The organism is Hyphomicrobiales bacterium (genome assembly GCA_039989895.1).
GTDB lineage: Bacteria > Pseudomonadota > Alphaproteobacteria > Rhizobiales > JACESI01 > JACESI01.
Map to the genome: position 1 here is coordinate 321,524 of JBDXGY010000005.1, position 23,780 is coordinate 345,303.

At 46.9% G+C, this 23,780-nt stretch carries 22 protein-coding genes; 10 read left to right on the top strand and 12 right to left on the bottom strand.

Annotation, left to right across the window (positions count from 1 at the left end; translation table 11 throughout):
* Window positions 1-95: 95 nt before the first annotated feature.
* Complete coding sequence (locus ABJ081_06365) at window positions 96-473, top strand: hypothetical protein (GenBank protein MEP6356287.1); 378 nt, start codon at window positions 96-98, stop codon at window positions 471-473.
* A gap of 29 nt (window positions 474-502) precedes the next feature.
* On the opposite strand, the gene ABJ081_06370 is transcribed toward ABJ081_06365, so the two are convergent.
* Window positions 503-1,273 (bottom strand): TIM barrel protein, encoded by a 771-nt coding sequence (locus ABJ081_06370; GenBank protein ID MEP6356288.1) that lies wholly within the window; start codon window positions 1,271-1,273, stop codon window positions 503-505.
* 398 nt (window positions 1,274-1,671) lie between these two features.
* Between ABJ081_06370 and ABJ081_06375 the strand changes: the two genes are divergently transcribed.
* Complete coding sequence (locus ABJ081_06375) at window positions 1,672-3,039, top strand: DEAD/DEAH box helicase (GenBank protein ID MEP6356289.1); 1,368 nt, start codon at window positions 1,672-1,674, stop codon at window positions 3,037-3,039.
* Between the two features lie 9 nt (window positions 3,040-3,048).
* On the opposite strand, the gene ABJ081_06380 is transcribed toward ABJ081_06375, so the two are convergent.
* Window positions 3,049-3,768 carry a spermidine synthase gene (locus tag ABJ081_06380; protein ID MEP6356290.1) on the bottom strand — a complete coding sequence of 240 codons (720 nt, stop codon included), beginning with the start codon at window positions 3,766-3,768 and terminating at the stop codon, window positions 3,049-3,051.
* A gap of 178 nt (window positions 3,769-3,946) precedes the next feature.
* Between ABJ081_06380 and pcaD the strand changes: the two genes are divergently transcribed.
* Window positions 3,947-4,738 carry a 3-oxoadipate enol-lactonase gene (pcaD, locus tag ABJ081_06385; GenBank protein ID MEP6356291.1) on the top strand — a complete coding sequence of 264 codons (792 nt, stop codon included), beginning with the start codon at window positions 3,947-3,949 and terminating at the stop codon, window positions 4,736-4,738.
* Here pcaD and ABJ081_06390 read toward each other — a convergent pair whose 3' ends face one another.
* Genes ABJ081_06390 through ABJ081_06400 form a run of 3 tightly spaced genes read right to left on the bottom strand, consistent with a single transcriptional unit; the run spans window position 4,739 to window position 9,233 of the window.
* Window positions 4,739-5,647, bottom strand: a complete 909-nt coding sequence (locus ABJ081_06390; protein ID MEP6356292.1) for a DmsC/YnfH family molybdoenzyme membrane anchor subunit — start codon at window positions 5,645-5,647, stop codon at window positions 4,739-4,741.
* Window positions 5,647-6,384: a 4Fe-4S dicluster domain-containing protein gene (locus ABJ081_06395; GenBank protein ID MEP6356293.1), complete on the bottom strand. Its 738-nt coding sequence runs from the start codon at window positions 6,382-6,384 to the stop codon at window positions 5,647-5,649. The genes ABJ081_06390 and ABJ081_06395 overlap by 1 nt, the downstream gene beginning before the upstream one ends.
* On the bottom strand, window positions 6,381-9,233 hold the full coding sequence (locus ABJ081_06400; GenBank protein MEP6356294.1) for a molybdopterin oxidoreductase family protein: 2,853 nt from the start codon (window positions 9,231-9,233) through the stop codon (window positions 6,381-6,383). Before ABJ081_06400 ends, ABJ081_06395 begins: the two co-directional genes overlap by 4 nt.
* A gap of 372 nt (window positions 9,234-9,605) precedes the next feature.
* Here ABJ081_06400 and fumC point away from each other — a divergent pair, with 372 nt between their 5' ends.
* Entirely contained in the window at window positions 9,606-11,006 is a 1,401-nt protein-coding gene (fumC, locus tag ABJ081_06405) for a class II fumarate hydratase (GenBank protein ID MEP6356295.1), read from the top strand.
* A gap of 42 nt (window positions 11,007-11,048) precedes the next feature.
* On the opposite strand, the gene ABJ081_06410 is transcribed toward fumC, so the two are convergent.
* On the bottom strand, window positions 11,049-12,164 hold the full coding sequence (locus ABJ081_06410; protein MEP6356296.1) for an acyltransferase: 1,116 nt from the start codon (window positions 12,162-12,164) through the stop codon (window positions 11,049-11,051).
* Between the two features lie 156 nt (window positions 12,165-12,320).
* On the opposite strand from ABJ081_06410, the gene ABJ081_06415 reads away from it, so the two are divergent.
* The 3 genes from ABJ081_06415 to arsH all read left to right on the top strand — a co-directional run bounded on the left by ABJ081_06415 (window position 12,321) and on the right by arsH (window position 14,591).
* Window positions 12,321-13,034: a fumarylacetoacetate hydrolase family protein gene (locus ABJ081_06415; GenBank protein MEP6356297.1), complete on the top strand. Its 714-nt coding sequence runs from the start codon at window positions 12,321-12,323 to the stop codon at window positions 13,032-13,034.
* Window positions 13,031-13,771: a sulfite exporter TauE/SafE family protein gene (locus ABJ081_06420; GenBank protein MEP6356298.1), complete on the top strand. Its 741-nt coding sequence runs from the start codon at window positions 13,031-13,033 to the stop codon at window positions 13,769-13,771. The genes ABJ081_06415 and ABJ081_06420 overlap by 4 nt, the downstream gene beginning before the upstream one ends.
* 103 nt (window positions 13,772-13,874) lie before the next feature.
* Window positions 13,875-14,591, top strand: coding sequence for an arsenical resistance protein ArsH (gene arsH, locus ABJ081_06425; GenBank protein MEP6356299.1), 717 nt, complete (start codon window positions 13,875-13,877; stop codon window positions 14,589-14,591).
* Here the strand turns inward: arsH and ABJ081_06430 are convergent.
* The 3 genes from ABJ081_06430 to ABJ081_06440 all read right to left on the bottom strand — a co-directional run bounded on the left by ABJ081_06430 (window position 14,576) and on the right by ABJ081_06440 (window position 17,714).
* On the bottom strand, window positions 14,576-15,406 hold the full coding sequence (locus ABJ081_06430; GenBank protein ID MEP6356300.1) for a class I SAM-dependent methyltransferase: 831 nt from the start codon (window positions 15,404-15,406) through the stop codon (window positions 14,576-14,578). The two genes, arsH and ABJ081_06430, sit on opposite strands and share 16 nt — an antisense overlap.
* Before the next feature lie 87 nt (window positions 15,407-15,493).
* A complete protein-coding gene (locus tag ABJ081_06435; GenBank protein ID MEP6356301.1) occupies window positions 15,494-16,318 on the bottom strand; it encodes a hypothetical protein in 825 nt (274 codons plus the stop codon).
* A 10-nt stretch (window positions 16,319-16,328) separates the two neighbouring features.
* Window positions 16,329-17,714 (bottom strand): hypothetical protein, encoded by a 1,386-nt coding sequence (locus ABJ081_06440; GenBank protein MEP6356302.1) that lies wholly within the window; start codon window positions 17,712-17,714, stop codon window positions 16,329-16,331.
* Between the two features lie 220 nt (window positions 17,715-17,934).
* Here ABJ081_06440 and ABJ081_06445 point away from each other — a divergent pair, with 220 nt between their 5' ends.
* The 3 genes from ABJ081_06445 (at window position 17,935) to ABJ081_06455 (ending at window position 20,264) form a co-directional block, all read left to right on the top strand.
* Window positions 17,935-18,999, top strand: coding sequence for a patatin-like phospholipase family protein (locus ABJ081_06445; protein MEP6356303.1), 1,065 nt, complete (start codon window positions 17,935-17,937; stop codon window positions 18,997-18,999).
* Window positions 19,000-19,128: 129 nt separating this feature from the next.
* A complete protein-coding gene (locus tag ABJ081_06450; protein MEP6356304.1) occupies window positions 19,129-19,656 on the top strand; it encodes a TadE/TadG family type IV pilus assembly protein in 528 nt (175 codons plus the stop codon).
* 62 nt (window positions 19,657-19,718) lie between these two features.
* Window positions 19,719-20,264: a TadE/TadG family type IV pilus assembly protein gene (locus ABJ081_06455; protein ID MEP6356305.1), complete on the top strand. Its 546-nt coding sequence runs from the start codon at window positions 19,719-19,721 to the stop codon at window positions 20,262-20,264.
* A gap of 26 nt (window positions 20,265-20,290) precedes the next feature.
* Here the strand turns inward: ABJ081_06455 and ABJ081_06460 are convergent, their stop codons facing one another.
* The 3 genes from ABJ081_06460 to ABJ081_06470 all read right to left on the bottom strand — a co-directional run bounded on the left by ABJ081_06460 (window position 20,291) and on the right by ABJ081_06470 (window position 23,600).
* A complete protein-coding gene (locus tag ABJ081_06460) occupies window positions 20,291-21,385 on the bottom strand; it encodes a PhnD/SsuA/transferrin family substrate-binding protein (GenBank protein MEP6356306.1) in 1,095 nt (364 codons plus the stop codon).
* Window positions 21,386-21,396: 11 nt separating this feature from the next.
* Window positions 21,397-22,896: a phosphomannomutase/phosphoglucomutase gene (locus tag ABJ081_06465; GenBank protein MEP6356307.1), complete on the bottom strand. Its 1,500-nt coding sequence runs from the start codon at window positions 22,894-22,896 to the stop codon at window positions 21,397-21,399.
* Window positions 22,897-23,033: 137 nt separating this feature from the next.
* On the bottom strand, window positions 23,034-23,600 hold the full coding sequence (locus ABJ081_06470; GenBank protein ID MEP6356308.1) for a TIGR02281 family clan AA aspartic protease: 567 nt from the start codon (window positions 23,598-23,600) through the stop codon (window positions 23,034-23,036).
* Window positions 23,601-23,780: the final 180 nt, after the last annotated feature.

The window sequence follows — 23,780 nt, forward strand, 5'->3', positions numbered from 1 at the left end:
CTCGACTGCGGCATTTAAATCAGCCGTCTATTTGAACACTCCCATCAAGGCAATTTGATTGGCAATCGTTTCGGGCCATGGCATAGACTACATCAATGCGCACCGTCTTTTTGATCCCTTTTCTTATCTTTCCTGCTAAAGCCCTCGCCGCCGATAAGCACGAGGCCTTCTATGGAACATGGGGCACGCCGAAGCAATGCGCGCGCGAACCAATCAAGCAGGGCGGAACGGTTTTGGCTGAGCCGTTTGAGATCAGCAAACGCTGGTTGAAAAAAGGACAACTCTATTGCAGCCTTAACTGGGCGGCGATTGACGCGCGTAAAAACGGCTTTTTCACTGGGGCACATGCGATATGCGGAGAAGATTCTTTACGCGGTTATTTCGTAGGCATGGAGCTGTCGGGTGAAGACTTAACACTGCGCTGGGATTTCCCACTATCAAATGGCCCATTGGCACGCTGCCCGCGCCCTTGAATGATTTGCCACACGTCGCTCATAATCAATCACTGAACATTATCCTTAATCGCAGCCAACCAATCTAAGCTTTCTTCTGTCGAGCCTAAAGGTCTATATTCAGCGCCAAGTGGCGTGCTGTAGCCGAGGTCATCAAGTAATTTGTAAAGATGAGTATAGGCGATTTCACCACTATCCGGCGGGCCGCGCTCTGGTACGCCTGCAATTTGGATGTGCCCGATAATTGGCAGCAGATTCGTCAAACGACGGCTCAAGTCACCTTCCATGATTTGCATATGATAACAATCATACATCAGCTTTAAGTTGGAGGCACCAACGCTTTCAATGATCTCTTTCGCATGCGACGAATTGGTCAAAAAATAACCGGGCGCATCATAATGATTAAGTGGTTCGATAAGAATTGTAATGCCTGATTTTTTAGCGCCCATGCAGGCATATTCAAGATTCTCAATAAAGGTTGCTTGTGCCTCTACGCCACTTGCAAAGCCCGCCATTACATGAATATTTTTTGCGTCTATGGCGCGCGCATAAGCAATGGCTTGATCAATAGCCTCACGCGCCTCTTGCTCACGCCCCGGCAAGGCTGACAGCCCTTTCTCATTCTCACCACCACACACAGTATTAAGACCAAGCATCACCAATCCAGTTTCCTCTAAGACATCTGCAACATCTTGAGGCGGCGTCTCATAAGGCCAGTGGCACTCAACAGCATCAAAGCCTGCCAGCTTCGCAGCTCGAATACCGTCAACAAGCGATAACTCAGACCATAGGAATCCCAAATTTGCAGAAAACTTCGTCATATCTCACGTGCTACCGATGTCCGAATTGCGGTTTAATCAGGTTTATCATTAAGCTACTTTACAAATGACTGCTTGACTTTCAATGCTTTAAAGCAGATAGGACTGACATCCTTGCATTGCTGCCGCGTGAGCAGTCCCTCTCCCGATTATAGAGCACCATTGAGTGTTTCCGAGAGATAAATGCGCCAGCGTTCTTTGATACCGCTTTTGATATCATTGACGCTTTCCTACCCAGTTTCCCAATTCACGCGGGGTTCTAGTGGTTCCATCAGCAAGAGCGTGATGAAACCCAACCGCACCAGACGACACCGTTCGCCTTCTCCCAGGCTAATGGGGCGTCTTATTTTTATTATGCGATACCAAGCCATAGGCTGGATCGCACCTTGAAAGGTATTTCCTTGTCTAATTTCGAAGCCCTTGGGCTTTCTCCACTCATCCTCAAATCCATTGCACGCCTTGGTTTTGATAAACCAACCCCAATCCAGCAAAAAGCCATTCCACTTGTGATGGAAGGCCGCGACATTATGGGTCTTGCCCAAACAGGCACTGGCAAAACAGCTGCGTTCGGCTTGCCGCTTGTCGAACATCTTTTCGCCAACAAGGGCCGCCCGCAGCCAAAAACTGCAAAGTCATTGATCCTTGCACCGACCCGCGAGCTAGCCAATCAAATCGCCGATAATTTACGTCTTTACGTCCAAGGCACTAGCCTGCGCGTGAATGTGGTTGTTGGTGGCGCGTCCATTAACGTTCAGCGCAAAAAGCTGGAACAAGGCACTGATATTCTAGTTGCTACCCCTGGCCGTTTAATGGACCTTCTTGATCGCGGCGCGTTGCGGTTGAATGAAACAAATTTTCTGGTTCTCGATGAAGCAGACCAAATGCTCGACCTTGGCTTTATCAATGCGCTTCGCAAAATTGCAAAATTGCTTGCCCCAAAACGTCAGACACTGCTGTTTTCGGCCACCATGCCAAAACAAATGGCTGAACTCTCAAAATCTTATTTGAATGATCCTGTGCGAATAGAAACAGCCAGTGTTGGCAAGGCCGCAGATAAAGTGACCCAATGCGTCCATTACATTGATGGCGGCAAAAAAGCCGATTTTCTTGAAGAATGCCTTTCTAAAAATCCTGAAGAGTTGTCCATTGTTTTTGCCCGCACAAAGCATGGTGCCGAAAAACTAATGAAGCGGTTGGTTGCCAAAGGTTTTGATGCGGCCTCCATTCATGGCAATAAAAGTCAGGGTCAACGCGATCGTGCTATTCGTGATTTCCGCGCTGGAAATATAAAAATTCTCGTCGCCACCGATGTGGCTGCGCGCGGCATTGATATTCCTGGTGTTGCCTTTGTGTATAATTTCGATCTACCAGAAGTTCCCGAGAACTATGTCCACCGTATTGGCCGCACAGCGCGCGCAGGCGCAGAGGGCCAAGCTATTGCCTTTTGTTCCCCGGGCGATGCTCATTTGCTTTTCGCCATTGAAGAAGTGATGAAAATTAACATCCATGCCGCAAGTGGCCAGCGCCCAACCAAGGCAGAAGCACGCGCTAATAAAACTCCCACAAGAGGAGGACGCGCCGGAGGCAAAGCTCATGGCAATAGAAACCGCGATGCTAAAAGAGCAGGCGGCCAGCGCAATACTGCCGGTGCAGGTACCCCAAGCGGCAAACGTACCAACGGCTCAAAACCCAGCTCGAAACCTGGGGCAAGAAACGGCAACCCGAAAAATCGTTTCCGTAAAGGTAGAAGATCAGCCGCGTCTGTTTAAAGAAATCGCTTAAGACTTTTTCAAAGCAAGATAGACCGTTTGTGTGAATGGTTTATCTTGTAGCGGATTGTGAAAAGTTACTGGCTCTGCCCATGCTTTATCAAAAACATCCGCTAAACGCTGCGTAAATTCTTTATCTTCCAACTTGTCTGACCAAAGCCCCATGACGCCACCGGGCTTTAAGTGGCGGGTGAGTTTTTCAAGTCCATCAACACTGTAAAAACCACCGCTGCGTTCATCCAGCAACCAATCAGGTGCATGGTCTATGTCGATTAAGATTGCATCGAAAAGGCGCGCTGGCTCTCGCGCATCGAATCCTGTTTCAGATGCTGCCAACTCAAAGAAATCGCCTTGAACGACACGGCATCGTTTGTCTTTTGACAAAGGTGGATCAAGTGGCACCAAACCCTCTACATGCCAGTCGATAACCGCATCGAGAAATTCAACAACGGTGAGAGATGCGACGTTATCATGCTCTAGAACCGCGCCTGCCGTATAGCCTAAGCCCAAGCCGCCAACCACAACATCAAGCGCCTTGCCAGCGTGAGCTTCAAGCCCCAGCTTTGCTAGTGCAATTTCTGATGCGTTGAACAAACTCGACATCAAATGCTCATCACCCAAAATGATCTCATAGACATCTTGATCAAGCGCCAGAATACGGCGGCGACGCAGGCTTATTGCGCCGATGGGCGTCGGTCGGTAGTCAATCTCTTCAAACAAGGGGCTCAACAGGACTTCTCGCTGTATGACATTTAAATGCACTATTACCATTCAAGCATTTGCAGTGGAAAGCAATAACCCTGTTCAAATTCTATTTACTGGTGAAACAGTGTTCGAGATGAGAAGATGCATCTATGAGACAATACTCTCAGATATTTATAAACTATTTTTTTATGGGGTACTATTAATGCAGTTTGAAAAACTCAACAATATCACTCTGCACTATCAGGTTATTGGCGCACCTGAGGGCAAACCAGTGATTGTCTTTTCAAATTCACTTGGAACTGATTTTAGAATTTGGCGCGATGTCATCGTTCAGCTTATTGGTGAGTTTTCTATTGTGACCTACGACAAGCGGGGACACGGTCTTTCTGATTCACCGCCAGCGCCCTATAAAATAGATGATCACGTGGCTGACCTTGCTGCTTTGCTTGATTACCTTAAGGTAAAAGATGCGATTATCTGCGGGCTGTCAGTTGGTGGATTGATCGCACAGGGGCTAACGCTCGCTCGGCCCGACCTTGTGAAAGCTTTAGTGCTTTGTGATACGGCACACAAAATTGGTGATACAGAGCTGTGGAATGGGCGTATTAAAGCTGTCAATGAAATCGGCATTCCAGCCATCTCAGAATTGATTTTGTCGCGCTGGTTTTCCAAAGAATTCCGCTCCGCGCAGGTAGCAACTTTTGCGGGTTATCGACATATGCTGGAGCGCACATCACCTGAGGGATATATGGGGACAAGTGCGGCCATAAGAGATGCAGACTTCACTGAGCAAGCGCCCAACATCAAAGTGCCATCCTTATGTATTGTTGGCAGCGAAGACGGCGCCACGCCGCCTGCTCTTGTTGAAGAGCTCTCTAGATTAATACCGGGTGCGGGCTATGAAATTATTCAAGGCTCAGGGCATTTACCCTGCGTTGAAAAGCCCGACGCTCTCTTTGATCTGATGCAGCCTTTTTTGAAAAAGCTTAGCTGATTAATAATACAAAGACACAGCGTGCTTGGCCTCAGCGAAGAATAACCAGCGCTCCGCGAACAGGCCAACCGCCATGGCAATGAATGCTAAAAACAGAACAAGGCTTGGAAGGCCAAAGAACGCAACCAATAAACATAAAATAGCTGGTATTACCCCACCAACAATAAGAGCAAGCTTTCGCAGTTTATCAGCGTGTTTACGACCAATCTGATGCACCATTTCTTTGGTTAGATAGTTCTCACCTGAATGTGGTTTTTCTAGCAATCTCACTTTGCCAATTTTACCAAGCCCCGTTGCGGTGCCAACATCTGACCCCGTATCGCTAAATCCAACGGCGGCCGCGCGGCTCCACCATTTTAGTTTTATTGCCCAAGATAGAATAACAAATACAAATGCGGCTGTTGTGATGCTGACTGAATTACTTGTGGTGAAAGCCGCCGCCAAAAGTAGACCGGAGGCGATAGCAAAGAAAAGATAGCAAAGAGGCGTCCAAAATGTATGCCAGTTTGGCACGGTTTTAAGCTGGGCATAAATCATGGCCGTTGCAAAAATTGTGGCGAATGATAGGACGCTGACTAACAAACCAAGCATCAAAATACGCTCACCCGAAAACACCCAAAACAGTACGTAAAGACCGAAGCAAGACAAGGCTAAAACTGCCAGCACGCCCTCACGAGACAACCATGATGAGCGCCATTGCGAGAATGCCCGCCATGCCCGCTCAGGGTGGCCAAGGTGGAACGTTGATGAGATCAAGCCTGCAATAGCAAGCCCACCAGCCAGCGCAGAAATAAAGAAGGCTGCAACTCGACTTTCAGGCATTGGCAAACCAAGGCCAAGCACGAACATAAAGCCAAAACCTGCGCCTGAAGTGACGGTGAAGAATATAACCGATAGGGCGGGATGCATTAGAGCGCCTCCAACATTTTATCAACCCAACCCAAAAGACCGCCTTCAGCTTTTGGTATTGGCGTTGTCATAGTGGGTGCCGCGTCTGGTCGTGTTTTTGGACGTGGCGGCAGATATTGATTGACCGGTTTTGTTCTCATCTCAGGCATCAAATCGATACCCCCACGCTCACGCGTCATGATGGAGACATCCGAATTTGGATCAGCAAAATCACCAAAGTGACGAGCATTGGCAGGGCATGTGCGCACGCATGCAGGGACGCGGTCGACCTCTTCAAGATTTTCATTGTAGATGCGATCAACACACAAGGTGCACTTCTTCATCACTTGCTCGACAGGATCCATCTCGCGAGCGCCATAAGGGCACGACCAAGCACATAAGCCACAGCCGATGCATTTGTCTTCTTCCACCAGTACGATGCCGTCTTCAGAGCGCTTATAGCTGGCTCCTGTGGGGCACACAGTAACACAAGGCGCATCATCACAATGAAGGCATGATTTTGGGAAATGCACGATAGAGGCCGGGGCATCTTCCGGTGTGACCTCAAAGGTATGAATGCGGTTGAGCCAAGCACCGACAGGATTGCTGCCATAGGGGTCGGTGTCCGACAAAGGCGCACCATAGCCGCCCGTGTTCCATTCTTTACAGTTGACCACACAAGCATGGCAGCCAACGCAGACATCGAGGTCAATGACAAGACCAAGCTTTTTGTTGGTCGTAGTTGGGAGGGTTGTCACTTCGTCCACTCCTTTCCGTAAGATAATTTATCATCGGTAGAAAAGCCTGGATTGCCTTGCTCATCGAATTGCGGCTCGCTGACCTCAAGACCAGGTTCTGCTTTTTCGATTTTCACACGAAGGTCAAACCACGCGGCTTGTCCGGTGATTGGGTCAGAATTTGCCCAACGAAGTCCATCGCCTTTGGGTGGTAAAAGCTCATTGATGAGGTGATTGAGCAGGAAGGCTTTTTTAGTTTCCGGTGCATCACTATCAAGCGCCCATGCACCCTTGCGCTTGCCAATCGCATTCCATGTCCACATGGTCTTACCGTTGACAGCATCCATGCGTTTGATCGGCACTTTTATTTTGCCGTGATATGATGTGATCCACGCCCAATCATCGTCAACAAGGCCAACATCGTCACAGATTTCACCTGGTATATACATCGGGTTTGTTCCGTGGATTTGTCGAAGCCACGGGTTTTGCGAACCCCATGAATGGTACATAGCTGCAGGTCGCTGCGTTAGAGCGTGATAAGGAAATTCTTTCTCATCAATATCTGTCCCCTCAAAAGGGGGATACCAGATCGGTAGCGGATCAAAGCAATTTTTGATCCGTTGCCTGTGAGTTTCTGGCGGTTGTGGTTCTGCCTTACCTTCTGCACTGAGTTGAAATTTACGAAGGGGTTCCAAATAAAGCTGGAAGACATTTTCAACATGCCCTTCTTGTAAACCCATTTCCACAGCAAAATCCTGCCATGCGACATTGGCATGTTTGAAATAGAGCGCCTCTTTCGGCACATGTGTTTCCGAGAACCCCCCATTTTCAATATACTTATTAATCTGATCGGGATTCGGCTCACCGCGACCGGTTTTATCACCATCCCCACGCCAGCCTGAAAGCGGACCAACACCGGGTCTGCGCTCATGATTGATCATGTAATCGGCATAGTCTTTGTATTTATGCGAACCATCTTCGTTGACCATATTAGGCAGTCCAAGCCGCCCGCCAAGCTCAACTAAGACAGACTGAAAACCGCGTACATCGCGATCAGGCTCTACAACCGGCCATCGGATTGCATCACACATTGCATCTGGTTCACTGATCGGTCGGTCCAGCATCGAAATGGCATCGTGACGCTCTAGATATGTCGTATCTGGTAAAATCAAATCAGCATAAGCCACCATCTCAGATGAATAGGCATCCGAATAGATTATTTTTGGAATGACATATTCACCATCATCTTTTTTATCCGTGAGCATCTTCATAACGCTGGCTGTATTCATGGAAGAATTCCACGCCATATTCGCCATATACATGAAGAGAACATCGATGCCATAAGGCTCGCGTGCATGCGCGTTTGATATCACCATATGCATCAATCCGTGTGATGACATTGGCGCGTCCCACGAAAATGCCTTATCAATACGCTGAGCTGTAAGACCATCATCTTCGAGAAGTAATTCTTCTGGACTGTTCAAAAAGCCTAGGTGTGGGCCAGACAGAGGGCCTTCTCCTTTGCCGCCGCCATGTGGCTTGGGTTGAGCATCAACAGGGCGCGGATAAGGTGGCTTGTAGCGAAACCCGCCTGGGCTATCAATTGAACCTAGTAAAATTTGCAACAGGTGAATGGCTCGACATGTTTGGAAACCATTTGAATGAGCAGAAATGCCGCGCATTGCATGGAAAGCGACCGGGCGACCAATCATCTTGTCATGCTTTTCGCCGCGCATATCTGTCCATGGTTGATCAATCACCACCTCGCTTTTAAATGCCGCATCCGCAATTTCTTGCGCCAGACGCTTCATCTGGTTGACGGGAACCCCTGTGGTTTCAGTGACATTTTCAGGTGAATATTCGTCTGACAGGTATTTTTCAGCCAAAAGCTCAAAAGCTGGGCGAGCCTTTTTGCCTTTTGACACAGTGAACTCGCCTTTAAGATGCGGTTTGACGCCTTTCTTATTATAGGCAACAACTTTGCCTGTTGTGCGATCCACAACCAGTGCATTGCCATCTTTGTCACGTGCAAAAAGACCATGATCGTCACCATCAGGGTTATCAATCACTAGCCATGGGGCATTCGTATATCGGATCAGGTAGTCTAGATCGATCTGGCCAGCCTTCAAAAGCTCATGCACCAATGCCAGTACAAACAAGCCGTCTGTGCCCGGTGTAATACCGACCCATTCGTCAGCAATGGCATTATAGCCTGTGCGAATCGGGTTCACGCCGACAATTTTTTTGCCGCGATTTTTAAGTTTAGAAAGACCTATTTTGATTGGATTTGAATCATGATCTTCTGCAACACCAAAGATCATGAAATATTCGCTTTTGTCCCAATCCGGTGATCCAAATTCCCAAAAGGCGCCGCCAAATGTATAGATGCCTCCAGCAGCCATATTGACCGAGCAAAAGCCGCCATGTGCCGCAAAATTTGGCGTCCCAAACATTTGCGCCCACCAGCCTGTAAAGGATTGGCTTTGGTCGCGGCCTGTAAAGAAAGCTAATTTCTTAGGATCATCTTTGCGAATGGTTGATAGCCAGTCCTGTGCTATGTCCAGTGCTTCATCCCATTCGATTTCTTCGAATTTTGCTTCGCCGCGCTCACCGACCCGTTTCAGTGGTTTTTTCAGGCGCGCAGGAGAATAGTGCTGCATGATGCCTGCTGAGCCTTTCGCGCATAAAACACCCTTGTTGATTGGGTGATCGCGATTGCCCTCGATGTAACGAATTTTGTCTTTGCCAGCTTCATCCTTGCGCATATGCACATTGATGCCGCAACGGCACGCACACATATAACATGTGGTTTGGCGTATTTCATCGGATACATGGGGGGATGTATCCAGTCCTCTGTCTTTATTAGCCAACCTTGAATCTCCTCTGGCCAACACTGTGCTGGCATGAAATCTACTTAATCTTTTGCATTACAAAAACAGAAACTGCTATCCCTATTTGTGGACCCAGCTAAGGCTTTAGTGCCGCTGGATCGTTTCTAGGGTATGATAAATATTTACGTATAAAATCTCACAAATGAGACTTAAAGTCTCATTTGTAGTATCTATTAGCAGAGTGATGCCGAATTTAAAACACCCAAATACATATTTAAATCTGCATTTATAACCTTACATAGAGTGAAGCTATTCAATAGCTAGGCCACTATTAAATTGTCCTATTTGCCTGCTTGCATACTGATCTATTGTGACTATGTTGCAATAACATTGATCGACAAGGAGCGCCTCATGTCCAAAATACCAGCCCGTAGCGAAAGCGATTCATTCGGCTCACTCGATATACCCGAAGGCCAATATTATGGCGCACAAACGGCCCGCTCTATCATGAACTTTCCAATAGGCGGCGAAACACAACCCCTACCCCTCATTCATGCACTGGGCATCGTGAAACAAGCGGCAGCGCGTGTGAATCACAAAATGGGAAAACTTGATGATGATCGCGCCAAAGCGATTGAACAAGCGGCCAACGAAGTCGCAAGCGGCGATCTCGATGACCATTTCCCCCTTGTTGTCTGGCAGACAGGATCCGGCACACAATCCAATATGAACACCAATGAGGTGATTGCAAATCGTGCAATCGAAATCATGGGGGGTGTAATTGGGACAAAGGAACCCGTTCACCCCAATGACCATTGCAACATGGGCCAATCATCAAATGACACATTCCCCACTGCAATGCATATCGCGGCAGCGCGAGAAATTAATTCAGTGCTTCTACCCGGCTTGAAACATCTACACGCAGCCCTTCAGGCAAAATCCGAAGCCTTCAAAGATATCATCAAAATTGGCCGCACCCATACGCAAGATGCAACACCGCTCACATTGGGTCAGGAATTCTCTGGCTATACCCACCAAGTTGCCATGGGCATTAAGCGCGTTGAAGAAACACTCGATGGTCTTTATGAATTAGCCCAAGGCGGCACCGCCGTGGGCACCGGCCTCAATTCAAAGGTTGGCTTCGATAGCGACTTTGCCAGTGCCGTTTCTGACATCACCGGCCTTCCCTTCCGCACCGCGCCCAACAAGTTTGAGGCTTTGGCCGCCCATGATGCTTATGTTTATGCTCATGGTGCACTCAACACCGTTGCAGCGTCTTTGTTTAAGATCGCCAATGATGTGCGCCTTTTAGGTTCTGGCCCGCGCTCGGGCCTTGGCGAGCTGTCCTTGCCAGAAAATGAGCCTGGCTCTTCGATCATGCCAGGCAAAGTGAACCCGACACAATGTGAAGCCATGACTATGGTCTGTGCTCAGGTGATGGGCAATCAAACAACGATTGCTTTTGCCGGTTCGCAAGGGCACTTTGAATTGAATGTTTATAATCCCGTGATGGGCTATGCGATGTTGCAATCCATCAAACTTTTGGGTGATGCGGCTGTGTCTTTCACCGACCGCTGCGTTGTTGGCATTAAAGCCAATGAAGACAACATCAAAACTCTAATGGAACGTTCTCTAATGCTTGTGACAGCGCTTAACCCTCACATTGGCTATGACAATGCGACGAAGATCGCAAAAGCGGCCCATCAGAACGGTACAACCTTGAAAGAGGAAACCCTTGCATTGGGGCTTTTAAGCGAAGAAGAGTTCGATCAATATGTGCGGCCCGAGTTGATGATTGGACCGAACAAGTAATCAGAACTAAATAAAACAGTGCAGACAATTGATCCTGACCTGCTAGCCCAACCTATAACGACCTAGGAGGCCTACTTTTAATCCCGAATTGAATATTTTTTTGAACTTCATAGCCGGTCGTTCGACCAAATTCCAGCTCAGTGCTGCCAGTACAAGAGTAATTGGCACTGCCATCAAAAAGTTTTGTATAGGCGTCATCGACTCATTGTAGAGCATCAGCGTCTGCTGCACAGGAAATCCAATTATATAAACGCCATATGAGTAATCTTGCTTATCAATAAAGCTTTGGAGCTTGCCGCCACTGAAATGTCCTAACCACAAAACACCATAGGCTAGGAAGATTATCTGGATTTGCTCTCTCAACGGCAAAGTAAAATGTGTAAAAAGAACAACGAGCACTGACAAGCCTGAGACAATCCAAGCCGAAAGCACAAAACGAGCCCTAAGAGTCCAAGCAAGGGACCCCAAATAGAAGGCAAATGCCATTCTAATCAAATGATCTAAATGACCGCTATCATGATAAGCTGGAGGCGTCACATGTAGTAAAAGTGTAGTGGCCAAAATCATACCGGTGATAATCAATATTATCTTCTGGCGTTTTTCAGGTGGAAAAAACTTTTGCGCTAATCCAAGCGTGATAACCAATGAAATATAGCAGACAACTTCAAACTTCAGCGTCCATAAAGGACCATTAATTGCGTTAGCGAGAGGGTTATTTTCGAAGATACCCAACAAAGTGGCTCCGCCACCAAGAAGCAGCATATTACGCAAAAAATAGCCGCCAATATTTCCTGATGACCAATAGTCTGATTGCGCCGCACTCGTATAAAAAAGTCCACCGATAATGATAAAAACGACCACCACCGTCATCATCGCAGGATAAATTCGCAATAATCGCGCCCATACAAAAGCATAGATGTTGCGTGACCGCTCAAAGCTTGCTGTAACCATGAGGCCGGACAAAACGAAAAAAATATGGACCGCATGCGCACCCAAGGTGTAGCCTGTCAAAACTTCTAGAGGCTCTTTAATAGAGACACCACCAGAAATGATAGATGCATGAGAGAAAACCACTGCCAATGCTGCAAGCAGACGAATAATACCGTAACTATTTTTGCCCGGTTCAGCATAATCTATTAATAGGATAGGCTTCGACATATTTAACTCATTTACGGTTATAAAAAAGAAATCACATCATAATTTTTAATTTATCGCCAAGCAACGAACTAGCCTTTATCGATACCACAGAAACAGATAAGCAGGGGAACCAATTATGAATATAACTAACACGCCAAGATATGTAGGAATATCGACGTGACAAAATTTGTAATTTCACCCCCACCACAAGCCTCTGTTTCTATTGCAAATAGCGATCATCGTTTTCCAGTTCGCCGTATCTTTTGCGTTGGACGAAACTACGCGGCTCATGCGCGAGAAATGGGTAAAGATCCTGACCGTGAGCCGCCCTTCTTCTTTACAAAACCAGCTGACGCCGTGGTTGATAGCGGTGCAGACCTTATCTATCCCCCACAAACTGATGATATGCATTTTGAAATAGAGCTGGTGATTGCCATGGCCAAAGGCGGTTCAGACATCGCGCAAGATGATGTTTATGACCACATCTGGGGCGCGGGGGTCGGCATTGATTTAACCCGTCGCGATCTACAAGCTGTCGCAAAAAAAATGGGAAGACCTTGGGATTTAGCGAAAGGTTTTGACAATTCTGCGCCTATCGCTCCGCTTTCTCCAATAGCTGATATTGCCTCCCTAGAACAGGGCCGTATCTGGCTGGCGGTTGATGGAGACATCAAACAGGACGCCGATATCAGCGACATGATCTGGTCTGTAAAAGAACACATTTCTATTTTGTCACAATCTGTCGAGCTGGCACCGGGAGATCTTATTATGACTGGCACGCCAGCCGGTGTTGGCGCTGTGCGTGCTGGCAATGTAATGACCGGCGGTGTGGCAGGATTGAATGACATCAAAACAACTATTGTGCCGCGACCTAGTGCGACCACTCAATGACGCTGGAATTTTTTCTCCTCCTTACAGCAGGCTCTCTTGCCGGAGGGTTCATCAATGGCCTCGCCGGCTTTGGCACATCTTTATTCGCTTTAGGTTGGTGGCTACAAATCATGCCGCCACTGGAAGCGGTTGCAATGGCGCTTTTCATGTCTGTTTCCAGTGGCATACAGGGCATAATCGTTGTTTGGAAACACATAAATTATAAAAAACTAGCTTGGTTTCTTCTTCCCGCCCTCCTTGGTGTGCCAATAGGCATTGAGTTATTGGCGATCATAAATCCCAGCATTCTAAAAATTGGTATCGCCGTATTTTTGATACTTTATGGTGTCTTCTTTACCCTTAAAAAAGGGCTGCCAAACTTCACACGGCCCACCAATATCATTGATGGTATAATCGGTTTTTTCGCTGGCATATTAGGAGCTGTTGCTGGATTATCTGGCTCGTTACCAACCATGTGGATCGCTTTGCGGCCATGGCCGAAGCATGAACAGCGCGGCATTCTACAACCATTTAATATTATTATTTTAAGCCTTTCCGCAGCTATACTCGCTTTTCAAGGTGTTTACAGCAAACCCGTCCTTTTTAATCTCGCCATTGCCATCCCTTTATCAATTATTGCAGCACAAGTTGGAATAATCATCTTTAAAAGACTCAAAGATCACCAATTCAAAAGGCTTTTGATATTTCTGCTGCTCATTGCCGGAATCAGCCTCATGACACGTGAATTACTTTTATAATGCACCACGCTCTTGCGTCTTCATTTTCAGTTTGTCATGCTATCGTTATCTATCAATGATAGCTATTCCATCAGATACCCCCTCACAGTAAGACGATAACCCTATGACGACAGATGATCTACCCAATCTGGATGGCAATCATGCCCATTCAATCAATATCGAAGACCTCAAAGCACCTGACGGCCCAAAGCATAAACCGCGTATCTTAGTGCTTTATGGTTCCTTGCGAGAACGCTCCTATTCGCGACTGGTCGCAGAAGAAACCGTTCGCCTTTTGACGTTTTTTGGGGCTGAACCCAAAATTTTTGACCCCAGCGATCTTCCTCTTCCAGATAGCGTGGAAGATAGCCATCCCAAAGTAACGGAATTACGTGATCTGGCCTTTTGGTCTGAAGGGATGATATGGGTATCACCAGAGCGCCACGGTGCCATGACAGGCATTATGAAGGCTCAAATTGATTGGATCCCCTTATCAATCGGCGGAATGCGACCAACACAGGGCAAGACCCTTGCCCTGATGCAGGTCTGTGGCGGTTCTCAGAGCTTTAACTCGGTCAATCAAATGCGAACTCTAGGGCGGTGGATGCGCATGGTCACCATTCCAAATCAGTCTTCTGTTCCCAAAGCATTTACTGAATTTGATGATAATGGCCGCATGAAATCTTCGCCCTACTACAATCGTATTGTTGATGTGGTTGAGGAGCTTGTGAAATTTACCCATATGGTGCGGGGGCGTTCAGAATATCTAGTTGATCGATATTCTGAGCGCGTGGAAACAGCAGAGCAAGTATCAAAACGGGTTAATCAGCGCTCGCTTTGACGCCGCTGCCAGATGCCAGAAAGATTGGGCAGAGCATACGATACGTGACGACCCAAGACTCTAGAAGCCCATGTCATATAGATCCTTTTCAGTCGCCCAATTTGACGCACTTCACCCCCGTTATAGGGTAGGTAAGTAGGATATTGCCCCAAATAACTTGCGGCATCAGGAAATTGCATAAAGCTGGGTGCGCGCTCAAAGCCCGCAAGCCCACGCTTTAAATCCAGCTCGCTCCAAAAATAATTGCCATGTTGTTTTTCCATTTGGCCGCATAACTTTGCATAAATATCGCGCAGCGGCATCGGCAACCAATGGCAAAACGGTAGCCGTGTATCATGGGCAATTAGCGGGAACCATTTATTAGGTGTTGTCGCAACCAAATAACGATTACACACTCTTGTTAATTCTGAAAAAGCCCGTTCATCAGCTCCAATGTGCTCAAGCGCCTCAATCGTGTAACCAACATCAACTTCGAGTTCTTTAAAGGGAAGCTCCATTAAGCTGCCAGTACGAAATTCTATTTTATCTGAAACGCCAAAATAGTCAGCCAGTTCACGGGCAGCATTCACGCGACCTTCGTCAATGTCCATGGCAATGATTTGAGCATCCGTATGCAGCGCGAAGGCCAACGCTAACCAGCCATAACCACAGCCAAAATCACCAATCGTAACGTCTTTCAACTGGTCGCTTGGAATAGGACAAGTCTCAACAAAGAACTTTCTAAAATATTCGATCGTTTGAGCAATATCCATATCACGATAGCCGTGATCTATTTTGCTCTTAATCGTTTTTATCTGGTCTAATGAAAGGTCCATTACCATGCCCAAAACCAACTCTATTAATTTCCAGTCCAACAAACAAAACTGTTGTTAAAACAATTCATACAACGCCTATTACAAAGGTTACTTAACAATCCAATTAAGATCTCTAATTTCTTTATCAGTGAATAGGTAAAGCTTATCTTTTGGCGTTGCCATCGCCTCTATCCACGCTTTTGGGTCAACTCCCATTTGCACCAGAAGCTGCTGGGCTTCAGCGCTTATGGCCTGCGCATTGGCTATACCCTGTTGTAGTGTGCCGATCGCGCTATCACTCGTAAAAATCTGATGCACACCAAGAGCTGCTGGTTTTGTAATGGTTCGTTTGACACCACCAGAAAAAACAAGCGGGCAAGACGACGCACAATAACCATGCTTGGTGATAACCGTATTCATTCGCCTCTCGCGAATGAAGCGTGACATCTCAATGGCATCTCGCACTGAGCCCCCTGGTGAATGGAGGTAAAGCGTTTTAACGCCGCCCAACTCTTCTTGACTTGCCACAAATTCTTCAAACCGTATGGCCGTGCCAGCTTCAATAAAACCGACAGCGGTCACGATGCCTTTACCAGCTGAATGAAAAGTCATCGTTCCGCTTAACAAACCATCCGCACGCCCTGGTACACCTGGCAGACTTACACGACCTCCGGGACCAAAATCCACAGTTGTTTGTGGTGAATAACGTCGAACTTGGTCGTCTTTACGCGCGGGTTGGATCGGGCTTGAGGTTTCAGACGGGCGTAAAAATGGAATATCCAACGGCACCTTTTGTCCGGTAAGCGTTCGATAATCAATCAACAACACGCCAAGAACACCAGCGAGAAGAACACCAAAAAGTAAGGTCAACACCATCTCTTCGCCGCTAAATTTTGGTTTATACTCTTCCTCGTCTACAGGTGCATGCGCCATCTTATCACCCTTAGCCTTTTGACCCATCGCGTGCAGGACCATCACCTTTTCGCGACTTCAAAGATGTGAGTTTCGTCACGCTGGATTGTTCAATTTCTTCAGCATTAAGAGCTGGCTCTTTTGTTTTGGCAACAAGAGGTTCTGGGGTTGGCTCTTTTTCTGACTCCTGAGGTCGTTTTCCTGGATTTTTTGACTGATCAATATGCTGCACCAAAGCTGAAGGTAATTTGTCATAAAGGCGGAGAGCACGGTTTAGCTCACTAACCGTGACATGATTTTCATCGAGGTCATGTCCTTCTTCACGACGAATAGACGCCTGAACGCCTGACAGAATAAGGATCAAAACGCCTGGTAAAAGATCGATTGAAATCGCGCCAGCCCAACTTGGCAAGAAATCTTCAGCATAGAGCAAAACAGCTTCAGCTGTTGAGAGTGGTTTAAACCGCAACGGCTGAACCGGGTCGCGTGCTAAAATTTCATCTGCCGCTCTAGATAAAGCAGATGACTGGGCTTTGATCGCTTTTTCCACACGCCCGACCACAGCATCTTGGCGGGTGGCAAGATCAACATTACCAGCACTGCCCCCATCGGAAACTGGGGCTACAAAGGTCGCGCCCAGATCATCGGCGGCTCGCTTCACAGAAGGAGCAATGGATGTTTGCTGCAAAGCTGTAATGATGCCGGCAAGCGCGACAGCTTCTTCTGAAAAAGCAATACTGCGGTCATCGATCGGACCAAAGCTTGAGACAATTTTTCGCATTTGCCCAAGACGGCGCCCGCCTTGATCGTAGAGCGCATCGGATGCTGTACGTGCTGTGCGAACCTCGACACCAAGACCCTCAAGTTGTGATGACATTTGTCGTAATAACTGCACCACGGTCCCGCTTCCCGATGTGCCAGTCAATGAACCGCTGGCTCGTTCTTCTTGGCCAAGACGCTGAAACCGTTCTGCAGCAAGTTCGATATCGGGCAAAAGACTTTGAGCTGCCAGTGCATTATTATGCGCCTTGTTCAGCCGTGCTTGATAATCTTCTGTGGTATTGGCCAAATGCTGCTCAAGAGCCGCACCACCCGCAAGGGCTGCTGCATTCAGCCATGATGACATGGCAATAATCATCGCACTACCAAGCAACATTGCGAAAAGAAGAAGCCGCCGTGTGCCACCATCGCGGATATGCGGTGCAAACTGGATGAGATAGGACCAAAAGGCATAAATACCAACGGAAACCGCCGTTGCGTAAACCACAGCACCAAAGAAAACGGACGCACCGGTGCCCTGCAGTAAGCCGCGCACGCCCAAGTAGGTGTAGACACCACTGGCGAGTGCAAGAATGGCTAGGGTTATTTTCGTTGTCAGTTCAAGGCGAATGATGCCACGACGCAAAACCTGAGACATTATCTATCCTTATGTTTTAAGCCTACAAAGATATTTACCGATAATTTAGGCGAAAAATGGTTCTAACGCTGCTTTAATTTTAATACTTCGTTAAACATCGTAAACGAACGAAAAATTAAACAAACACAATCGGCCTGATTGTGCATTGCAATATAGCTCTGTATATAGGTGTTATTGAACTAATTTCTCTTCATTACTTTCAATTGAAAGCAGTAAAACTATGCCAAGCACACGCAAAAAAAGACACGTCAAGTCCATTAATCTTGCTCTCCAAGGCGGCGGTTCACACGGAGCTTTCACTTGGGGTATTTTGGACCGAATGTTTGAAGACGACAGGCTTTGGATAGACGCCATCAGCGGTACAAGTGCAGGTGCCGTCAATGCTGTAGTTGCCGCACAAGGCATGCATGAAGGTCAAGCGCCAGCCGCGCGCGAGGCCCTGAGAACATTTTGGAAAGCGGTTAGTGACGCAGGAAAACTAAGCCCACTCAAGACAACACCCTTTGATGCGGCCCTAGGCAACTGGGGTCTCGACAAGTCACCGATGTATCTTTTCCTTGATATGATGCAACGTGTGGCTTCGCCTTATGACTTGAACCCGCTTAATATTAATCCGTTTCGCACAATGATTGAAGATTTGATTGATTTTGAAAAAGTGCGAGCCTGCAAAGATCTCGGTATTTTTATCTCGGCGACCAATGTAGAAACCGGGCGCGGTCGAGTCTTCAAACGTGACGAGATCAATGCTGATGTTATTATGGCATCAACGTGCTTGCCGTTTATCTATCAGGCCGTAGAAATTGACGGGCAACACTATTGGGACGGCGGCTATATGGGCAATCCACCGCTGGTTCCTCTTCTAAGCAATGCCGATTCCTCAGACATCGTTGTTATTCAAATTAATCCTACAAAACGGGAAGGTGTGCCGCAAACAGCACGTGAAATTTTAAACCGCGTCAATGAAATCACTTTCAATTCATCTCTCATCCACGAATTGCGCGGCATTGATTATATTAACCAGCTACTCGAAAGCGGCGCAGTTTCTGATGAGCTTCATCGCAAAGTTAATATTCATATCATGGGCGGCGGGCATAACATGGAGGCATTGGATGCATCGTCAAAGCTCAACACAGACTGGGCTTTCCTAACGCATCTATTCGATAGAGGGCGTGAGGTTGCAGATCTATGGCTAAAGGATCATTTTGACGATATAGAACACCGCTCTTCCGTTGATATTTGCTCTATGTTCTCAGATGTTGGCTCTTTACCCATCAGTACAAAGTAACAAGCCAAACTAATTTATAACTAATGAATAGTTATCAGAAACATCGAAAAATAAACCCACCTATAAACATAATTTTTATTCATATGAGTTATAAATAATCCAAACAAATATGGGTGGTTGCATATTATTATGAGAAAAAGCATTCAAAAATTAGCCTCGAACACTCGTGGTGCTACAGCAGTAGAATTTGCAGTATTAGCTCTGCCATTCTTTGCATTGATAATTGGCACAATACAGCTCGGCATCATCTTTCTGGCGAACCAGACGCTGGATGAAGCCGTTGATGTAGCCGCTCGAGAAATACAAACCGGTCAAATCACTCAAACGGGCGGAACTCTTAGTGATTTTAGACGTGACGTGTGTGATCGCGTAACACTGATATCCGATTGTGAAAACCAAATGCTGTTATCGGTACAATCATTTGTAGACTTTGATGCTGTGGATCAAGCACAGACTGCGGGTGATCTATATACTCCCAATGGAAGGCCCGTAATCGTGGACGGCACTTTTGAACCTGGGCAAGGCGGAGAAATCGTCGTTGTTAGTGCTTCCGTATTCATCCCAATTGTTGCTGGTGACGTCTTGCCAGGCGTGAGTGGTAATGGACTACAGCTATCAACAAGCCTAGCGTTCCAGAACGAGTTATTCAGCGACTAAACCACTATCATAAGCAATACATACAATTTGCTAAATAATAGCATTTAGGAAAAGGAACGCCGATGTTCTTCAATCTATTCAAAAAAATTCCAGCTAAAAGAAACTCGCTCTCAAAAGACCAACGCGGTATAGCGGCTGTCGAATTTGCACTTGTGGTGCCAATTATTGTGATCTTGTTGCTCGGTAGTATCGATGCTGTTTTTGCTTTGACCGCCAAGCGCAAGGTGTCTTTGGCGACCCACTCCATGGCAGATATTGCAGCGCGCGAAACAGCTTTGGATAGCACTGACCGTCAAGCGCTCTCAGAACTCGGCAAGGTGATTATGACACCTAATGACGTTACTCTTGCTAACATCATTATTACTGGTGCTTTGGTTGATTCTAACGGCACAACAGCCACTGTTGATTGGAGTGAAGGATTTGGACCTAGCGCATTAGCACCGCCTATTAACTCAAAAATCAATCTGCCGTCAGCATTAACGCCGGGTGTTTTCCTAGTCGTAACAGAAACAACTCTACCTTATGAAACACTTTCATCGGTCATGTTCAATTTGAGTGAAACTGCTTATTTCCAATCACGCTCAGGACTACCTATTGACGGCACATAATTTATCAAGTCCACGTTAGAAAGAGATCAACCCTCTTTCTTCTTTTCGATAATTTTGGCCAAGGGTGAAAAATCTTTTTCTTCTATCAAAGTAAAACCACCTGAAAGCACTGGAGAAATCGCATCATAAGCGGCGCGATTTTTTTCATGTAGATTGGTCAAAAAATCACGTAGCAACTCCTTTAAAGGCGTTGGCAGATCAGATCGAATAACATGAGGCGCGTTGGGCACCATTTTAGATCGCCACACAACACGCATATCCGTGCTTTTCGCAAGCTCAGTTACAACAATGAGATGTTTGAGCGTACCGCTAGAATAGCCGGATTTCAGATCGCCCTGCAAACTTGACCACCCTATGGAAGCATCAGCCTCACCGGCTGTAATTTTCCGCCATCCCTCAACAGGGTTTGCAACATCAATAAGCTCGCCAAGATCGTCTGATTTATCATACCCTGCCTCTTTGAAATTACTCAAAGGCAAAAGTCGCGTTATTGTTGCAGGCGGCGCGGGCACGGCAAGCCTTTTTCCTTTTAAATCACTCAAGGTTTTGACCTTGCCGCTGAATGGGGCAAGAACGACGGCATGCACACCAGAAGCACCCACATGATCTTTCGGTACCGCAAGCGGCTCGACGCATTTACACACGGCTTGAAGCGTTATGTAGGATGATGCAGAATGAAGCGCGTATTGCACACGACGATCAGCCTGAAGTTTAATCAGCTGGTCCAATGTACGAACAGCTCGATAGGCAACCTTTAGTCCACTCGTGCCCTGCAAGGCTAAACGGAAAGGCTCCAGTTGGCGGCGTTGACGCTTTTCGTCACCGTCAATCAAATACCCAATTGTCAACACACCAACACCATCGCGCCAGTCCGCCTTCAATTCTTGAATAACGCCTTCCCCCACTTCACCTTTCTTGGTGGTCGAGGTAATAATTGAATCATCAAATGTCTGGTCAGGATCAAATAGCTCGGGTTCTTGAATTAATTCAATAACCTCATCCAGCTCTCTGCCTTCTTCTGTATTCTCTTTTCCATCCTGCGCTTTGAGCGGCAAAACAACCGCAAAGCAAATAATAACCGCGCTTAAAAAAGGTGAGATTGTTTTTTTCAAACAGGTCATAGATCAATACCCTAGATTGTCTGGTTATAGGCGCCAACACCCTCATTTTCACGCAGCACACCATCAACGATGTGAAACATTTCATGCAGTCGCGCTTCAGACACTGGACTTTCAACAACGACAACAAGTTCCGGTTTGTTCGACGACGCGCGCACTAAGCCCCATGTGCCATCTTCTGCAACCATACGAACGCCATTCACGGTAATCAAATCAACGATATTTTGACCATTGATTTTCTCCCCGTTCGCCTTCATCTGTTCAAAGCGCGCGACCACTTTATCAATTACACCATATTTTTTTTCATCGTCACATGTGGGCGACATGGTAGGCGACCCCCACGTTTTGGGAAGTGCACGACCTAGGTCAGCCATGGTGCGCTCAGGATTACGATCCAACATATCAAGAACTGCTAATGCTGAAACCAGACCATCATCATAGCCGCGGCCAATAGGGGCATTAAAGAAATAATGGCCTGATTTTTCAAATCCTGCCAAAGCCTGCAATTCATTCACACGACGTTTGATATATGAATGACCCGTTTTCCAGTAATCTGTCGTTACATTGTTCTCTATCAAAACCGGATCGGTATGGAATAATCCTGTAGATTTCACATCCACGACAAATGTAGCATCAGCATGAATAGCTGACAGATCACGCGCAAGCATGACGCCCACTTTGTCAGCAAAAATTTCTTCACCTTCATTATCAACAACACCGCACCGATCGCCATCGCCATCGAAACCAAGGCCCACCTCTGCCCCATTGTCCAAAACTGCATCGCGGATTGCGTGTAGCATTTTCATGTCTTCAGGGTTGGGATTATAGCGCGGAAATGTATGGTCAAGCTCAGCATCAAGAGGGATCACATCCGCGCCAATGTCAGACAAAATTTGAGGAGCAAAAGCGCCAGCCGTGCCATTGCCACAGGCTGCCACCACTTTGATGGGGCGTTTTAATTTAGGTCGCGCGGTCAAGTCTTTTGCATAGCGTTCACCAAAATTAGCAACGAACTCATAGGAGCCGCAGCCCTTTAAATTGAGCTTGTTTGTCAAAACTATATCGCGCAATCGGCTCATTTCATCCGGCCCAAAGGTCAGTGGGCGATTAACGCCCATTTTGACGCCGGTCCAGCCATTTTCATTATGCGATGCCGTCACCATGGCAACAGCAGCAACATCAAGCTCAAATTGAGCAAAATATGCCATCGGCGATAAAGCCAAGCCTATATCATAAACCTTGATGCCTGCCGCCATCAGCCCGCTCGTCAACGCAATCTTGATGGACGCGGAATAGCTTCTGTAATCATGGCCAACAACAATTTCAGGTTTGATGCCCATTTCATGCATGACGGTGCCAATACCTGCGCCAAGCATCTGAATGCCCATGATGTTGATTTCATCACCAAACAACCATCGCGCATCATATTCGCGAAAACCTGTCGGCTTGACCATGGGAATTGTTTCAAACTCCAATGTATTTGGAGAAAGTTTGGCAACAGGATTAGGAAACATAGCAGCTCATTTAAAGAGTCAAAGACAGTGAGTCGTCGCTGTAAACCTTAGAGTGAAACAACCATGTGGCGCAAGCGTGCTGTGCTGCCAATCATTCACAACCCTCAGATGAAACGGTAAAATCTAATTTTCTTTGATTATGGGCGCATAATGAGCGAGCCATCACTCACCTTATATTCTCGCAGCCGACTCAGGAAACTGTTGCCGAGAAGATTAGCGCCACCCAAAGCCCCTTTTGGTAAGACCCCAGCTCGCACATTGCGGACGAGAATATTTTTGAAGCGGACGCTATCAAGCATCACAACAGCCATAGCCACCTGTCCATTAGCGGTTGATGCCGTGTGTTTAAAATCTGATTTTTTCAAGCGAATACCAGCCCTTTGAGCAGACTCATAGCTTAAAGCAACCATCGAGGCACCCGTATCAACTAAAAACGGCGTTCTTGTCCCGTTGATTTTGGCATCAAGATAAAAATGACCGTTGTTGCCAGCTTTCACACGCACAGCCCGACCCGGCAAAGGCTCTTCTTGCTCGACGTGTTTTACTTCTGTGCGATTAAGCTCGACTGGGAGAGCTGCTTGTGTCTGAATTTCTTGATTATCCGTACCTTTATCAAGCCTTGGCTCAACATAGTTTAAGACGCCAAAATGAGCGGCAATCGCAACAAAAATTATGCCGCTTACCCATTTAATAATCTGGTCCATAGTGTCGCTTTTCCAGTTAAGATAAAACAGTTGGTTAAACACCATAAATCTTAAGCAAAAATCGCATAAAAACCGTTACGAACAAAAACAGACTAAATATATCATGAATCACACCTTAACAAATGCTCGCGACAATAACGGCGTAGACTACGATCTAAACCATATGTGATGTGGGGTGAT

Bases quoted from the DNA above. Each gene is read 5' to 3' on its own strand.
- ABJ081_06365 (MEP6356287.1), top strand. From the start codon at position 96: ATGCGCACCGTCTTTTTGATCCCTTTTCTTATCTTTCCTGCTAAAGCC.
- ABJ081_06370 (MEP6356288.1), bottom strand. From the start codon at position 1,273: ATGACGAAGTTTTCTGCAAATTTGGGATTCCTATGGTCTGAGTTATCG.
- pcaD (MEP6356291.1), top strand. From the start codon at position 3,947: ATGCAGTTTGAAAAACTCAACAATATCACTCTGCACTATCAGGTTATT.
- ABJ081_06390 (MEP6356292.1), bottom strand. From the start codon at position 5,647: ATGCATCCCGCCCTATCGGTTATATTCTTCACCGTCACTTCAGGCGCA.
- fumC (MEP6356295.1), top strand. From the start codon at position 9,606: ATGTCCAAAATACCAGCCCGTAGCGAAAGCGATTCATTCGGCTCACTC.
- ABJ081_06410 (MEP6356296.1), bottom strand. From the start codon at position 12,164: ATGTCGAAGCCTATCCTATTAATAGATTATGCTGAACCGGGCAAAAAT.
- ABJ081_06420 (MEP6356298.1), top strand. From the start codon at position 13,031: ATGACGCTGGAATTTTTTCTCCTCCTTACAGCAGGCTCTCTTGCCGGA.
- arsH (MEP6356299.1), top strand. From the start codon at position 13,875: ATGACGACAGATGATCTACCCAATCTGGATGGCAATCATGCCCATTCA.
- ABJ081_06430 (MEP6356300.1), bottom strand. From the start codon at position 15,406: ATGGACCTTTCATTAGACCAGATAAAAACGATTAAGAGCAAAATAGAT.
- ABJ081_06435 (MEP6356301.1), bottom strand. From the start codon at position 16,318: ATGGCGCATGCACCTGTAGACGAGGAAGAGTATAAACCAAAATTTAGC.
- ABJ081_06440 (MEP6356302.1), bottom strand. From the start codon at position 17,714: ATGTCTCAGGTTTTGCGTCGTGGCATCATTCGCCTTGAACTGACAACG.
- ABJ081_06445 (MEP6356303.1), top strand. From the start codon at position 17,935: ATGCCAAGCACACGCAAAAAAAGACACGTCAAGTCCATTAATCTTGCT.
- ABJ081_06450 (MEP6356304.1), top strand. From the start codon at position 19,129: ATGAGAAAAAGCATTCAAAAATTAGCCTCGAACACTCGTGGTGCTACA.
- ABJ081_06455 (MEP6356305.1), top strand. From the start codon at position 19,719: ATGTTCTTCAATCTATTCAAAAAAATTCCAGCTAAAAGAAACTCGCTC.
- ABJ081_06460 (MEP6356306.1), bottom strand. From the start codon at position 21,385: ATGACCTGTTTGAAAAAAACAATCTCACCTTTTTTAAGCGCGGTTATT.
- ABJ081_06465 (MEP6356307.1), bottom strand. From the start codon at position 22,896: ATGTTTCCTAATCCTGTTGCCAAACTTTCTCCAAATACATTGGAGTTT.
- ABJ081_06470 (MEP6356308.1), bottom strand. From the start codon at position 23,600: ATGGACCAGATTATTAAATGGGTAAGCGGCATAATTTTTGTTGCGATT.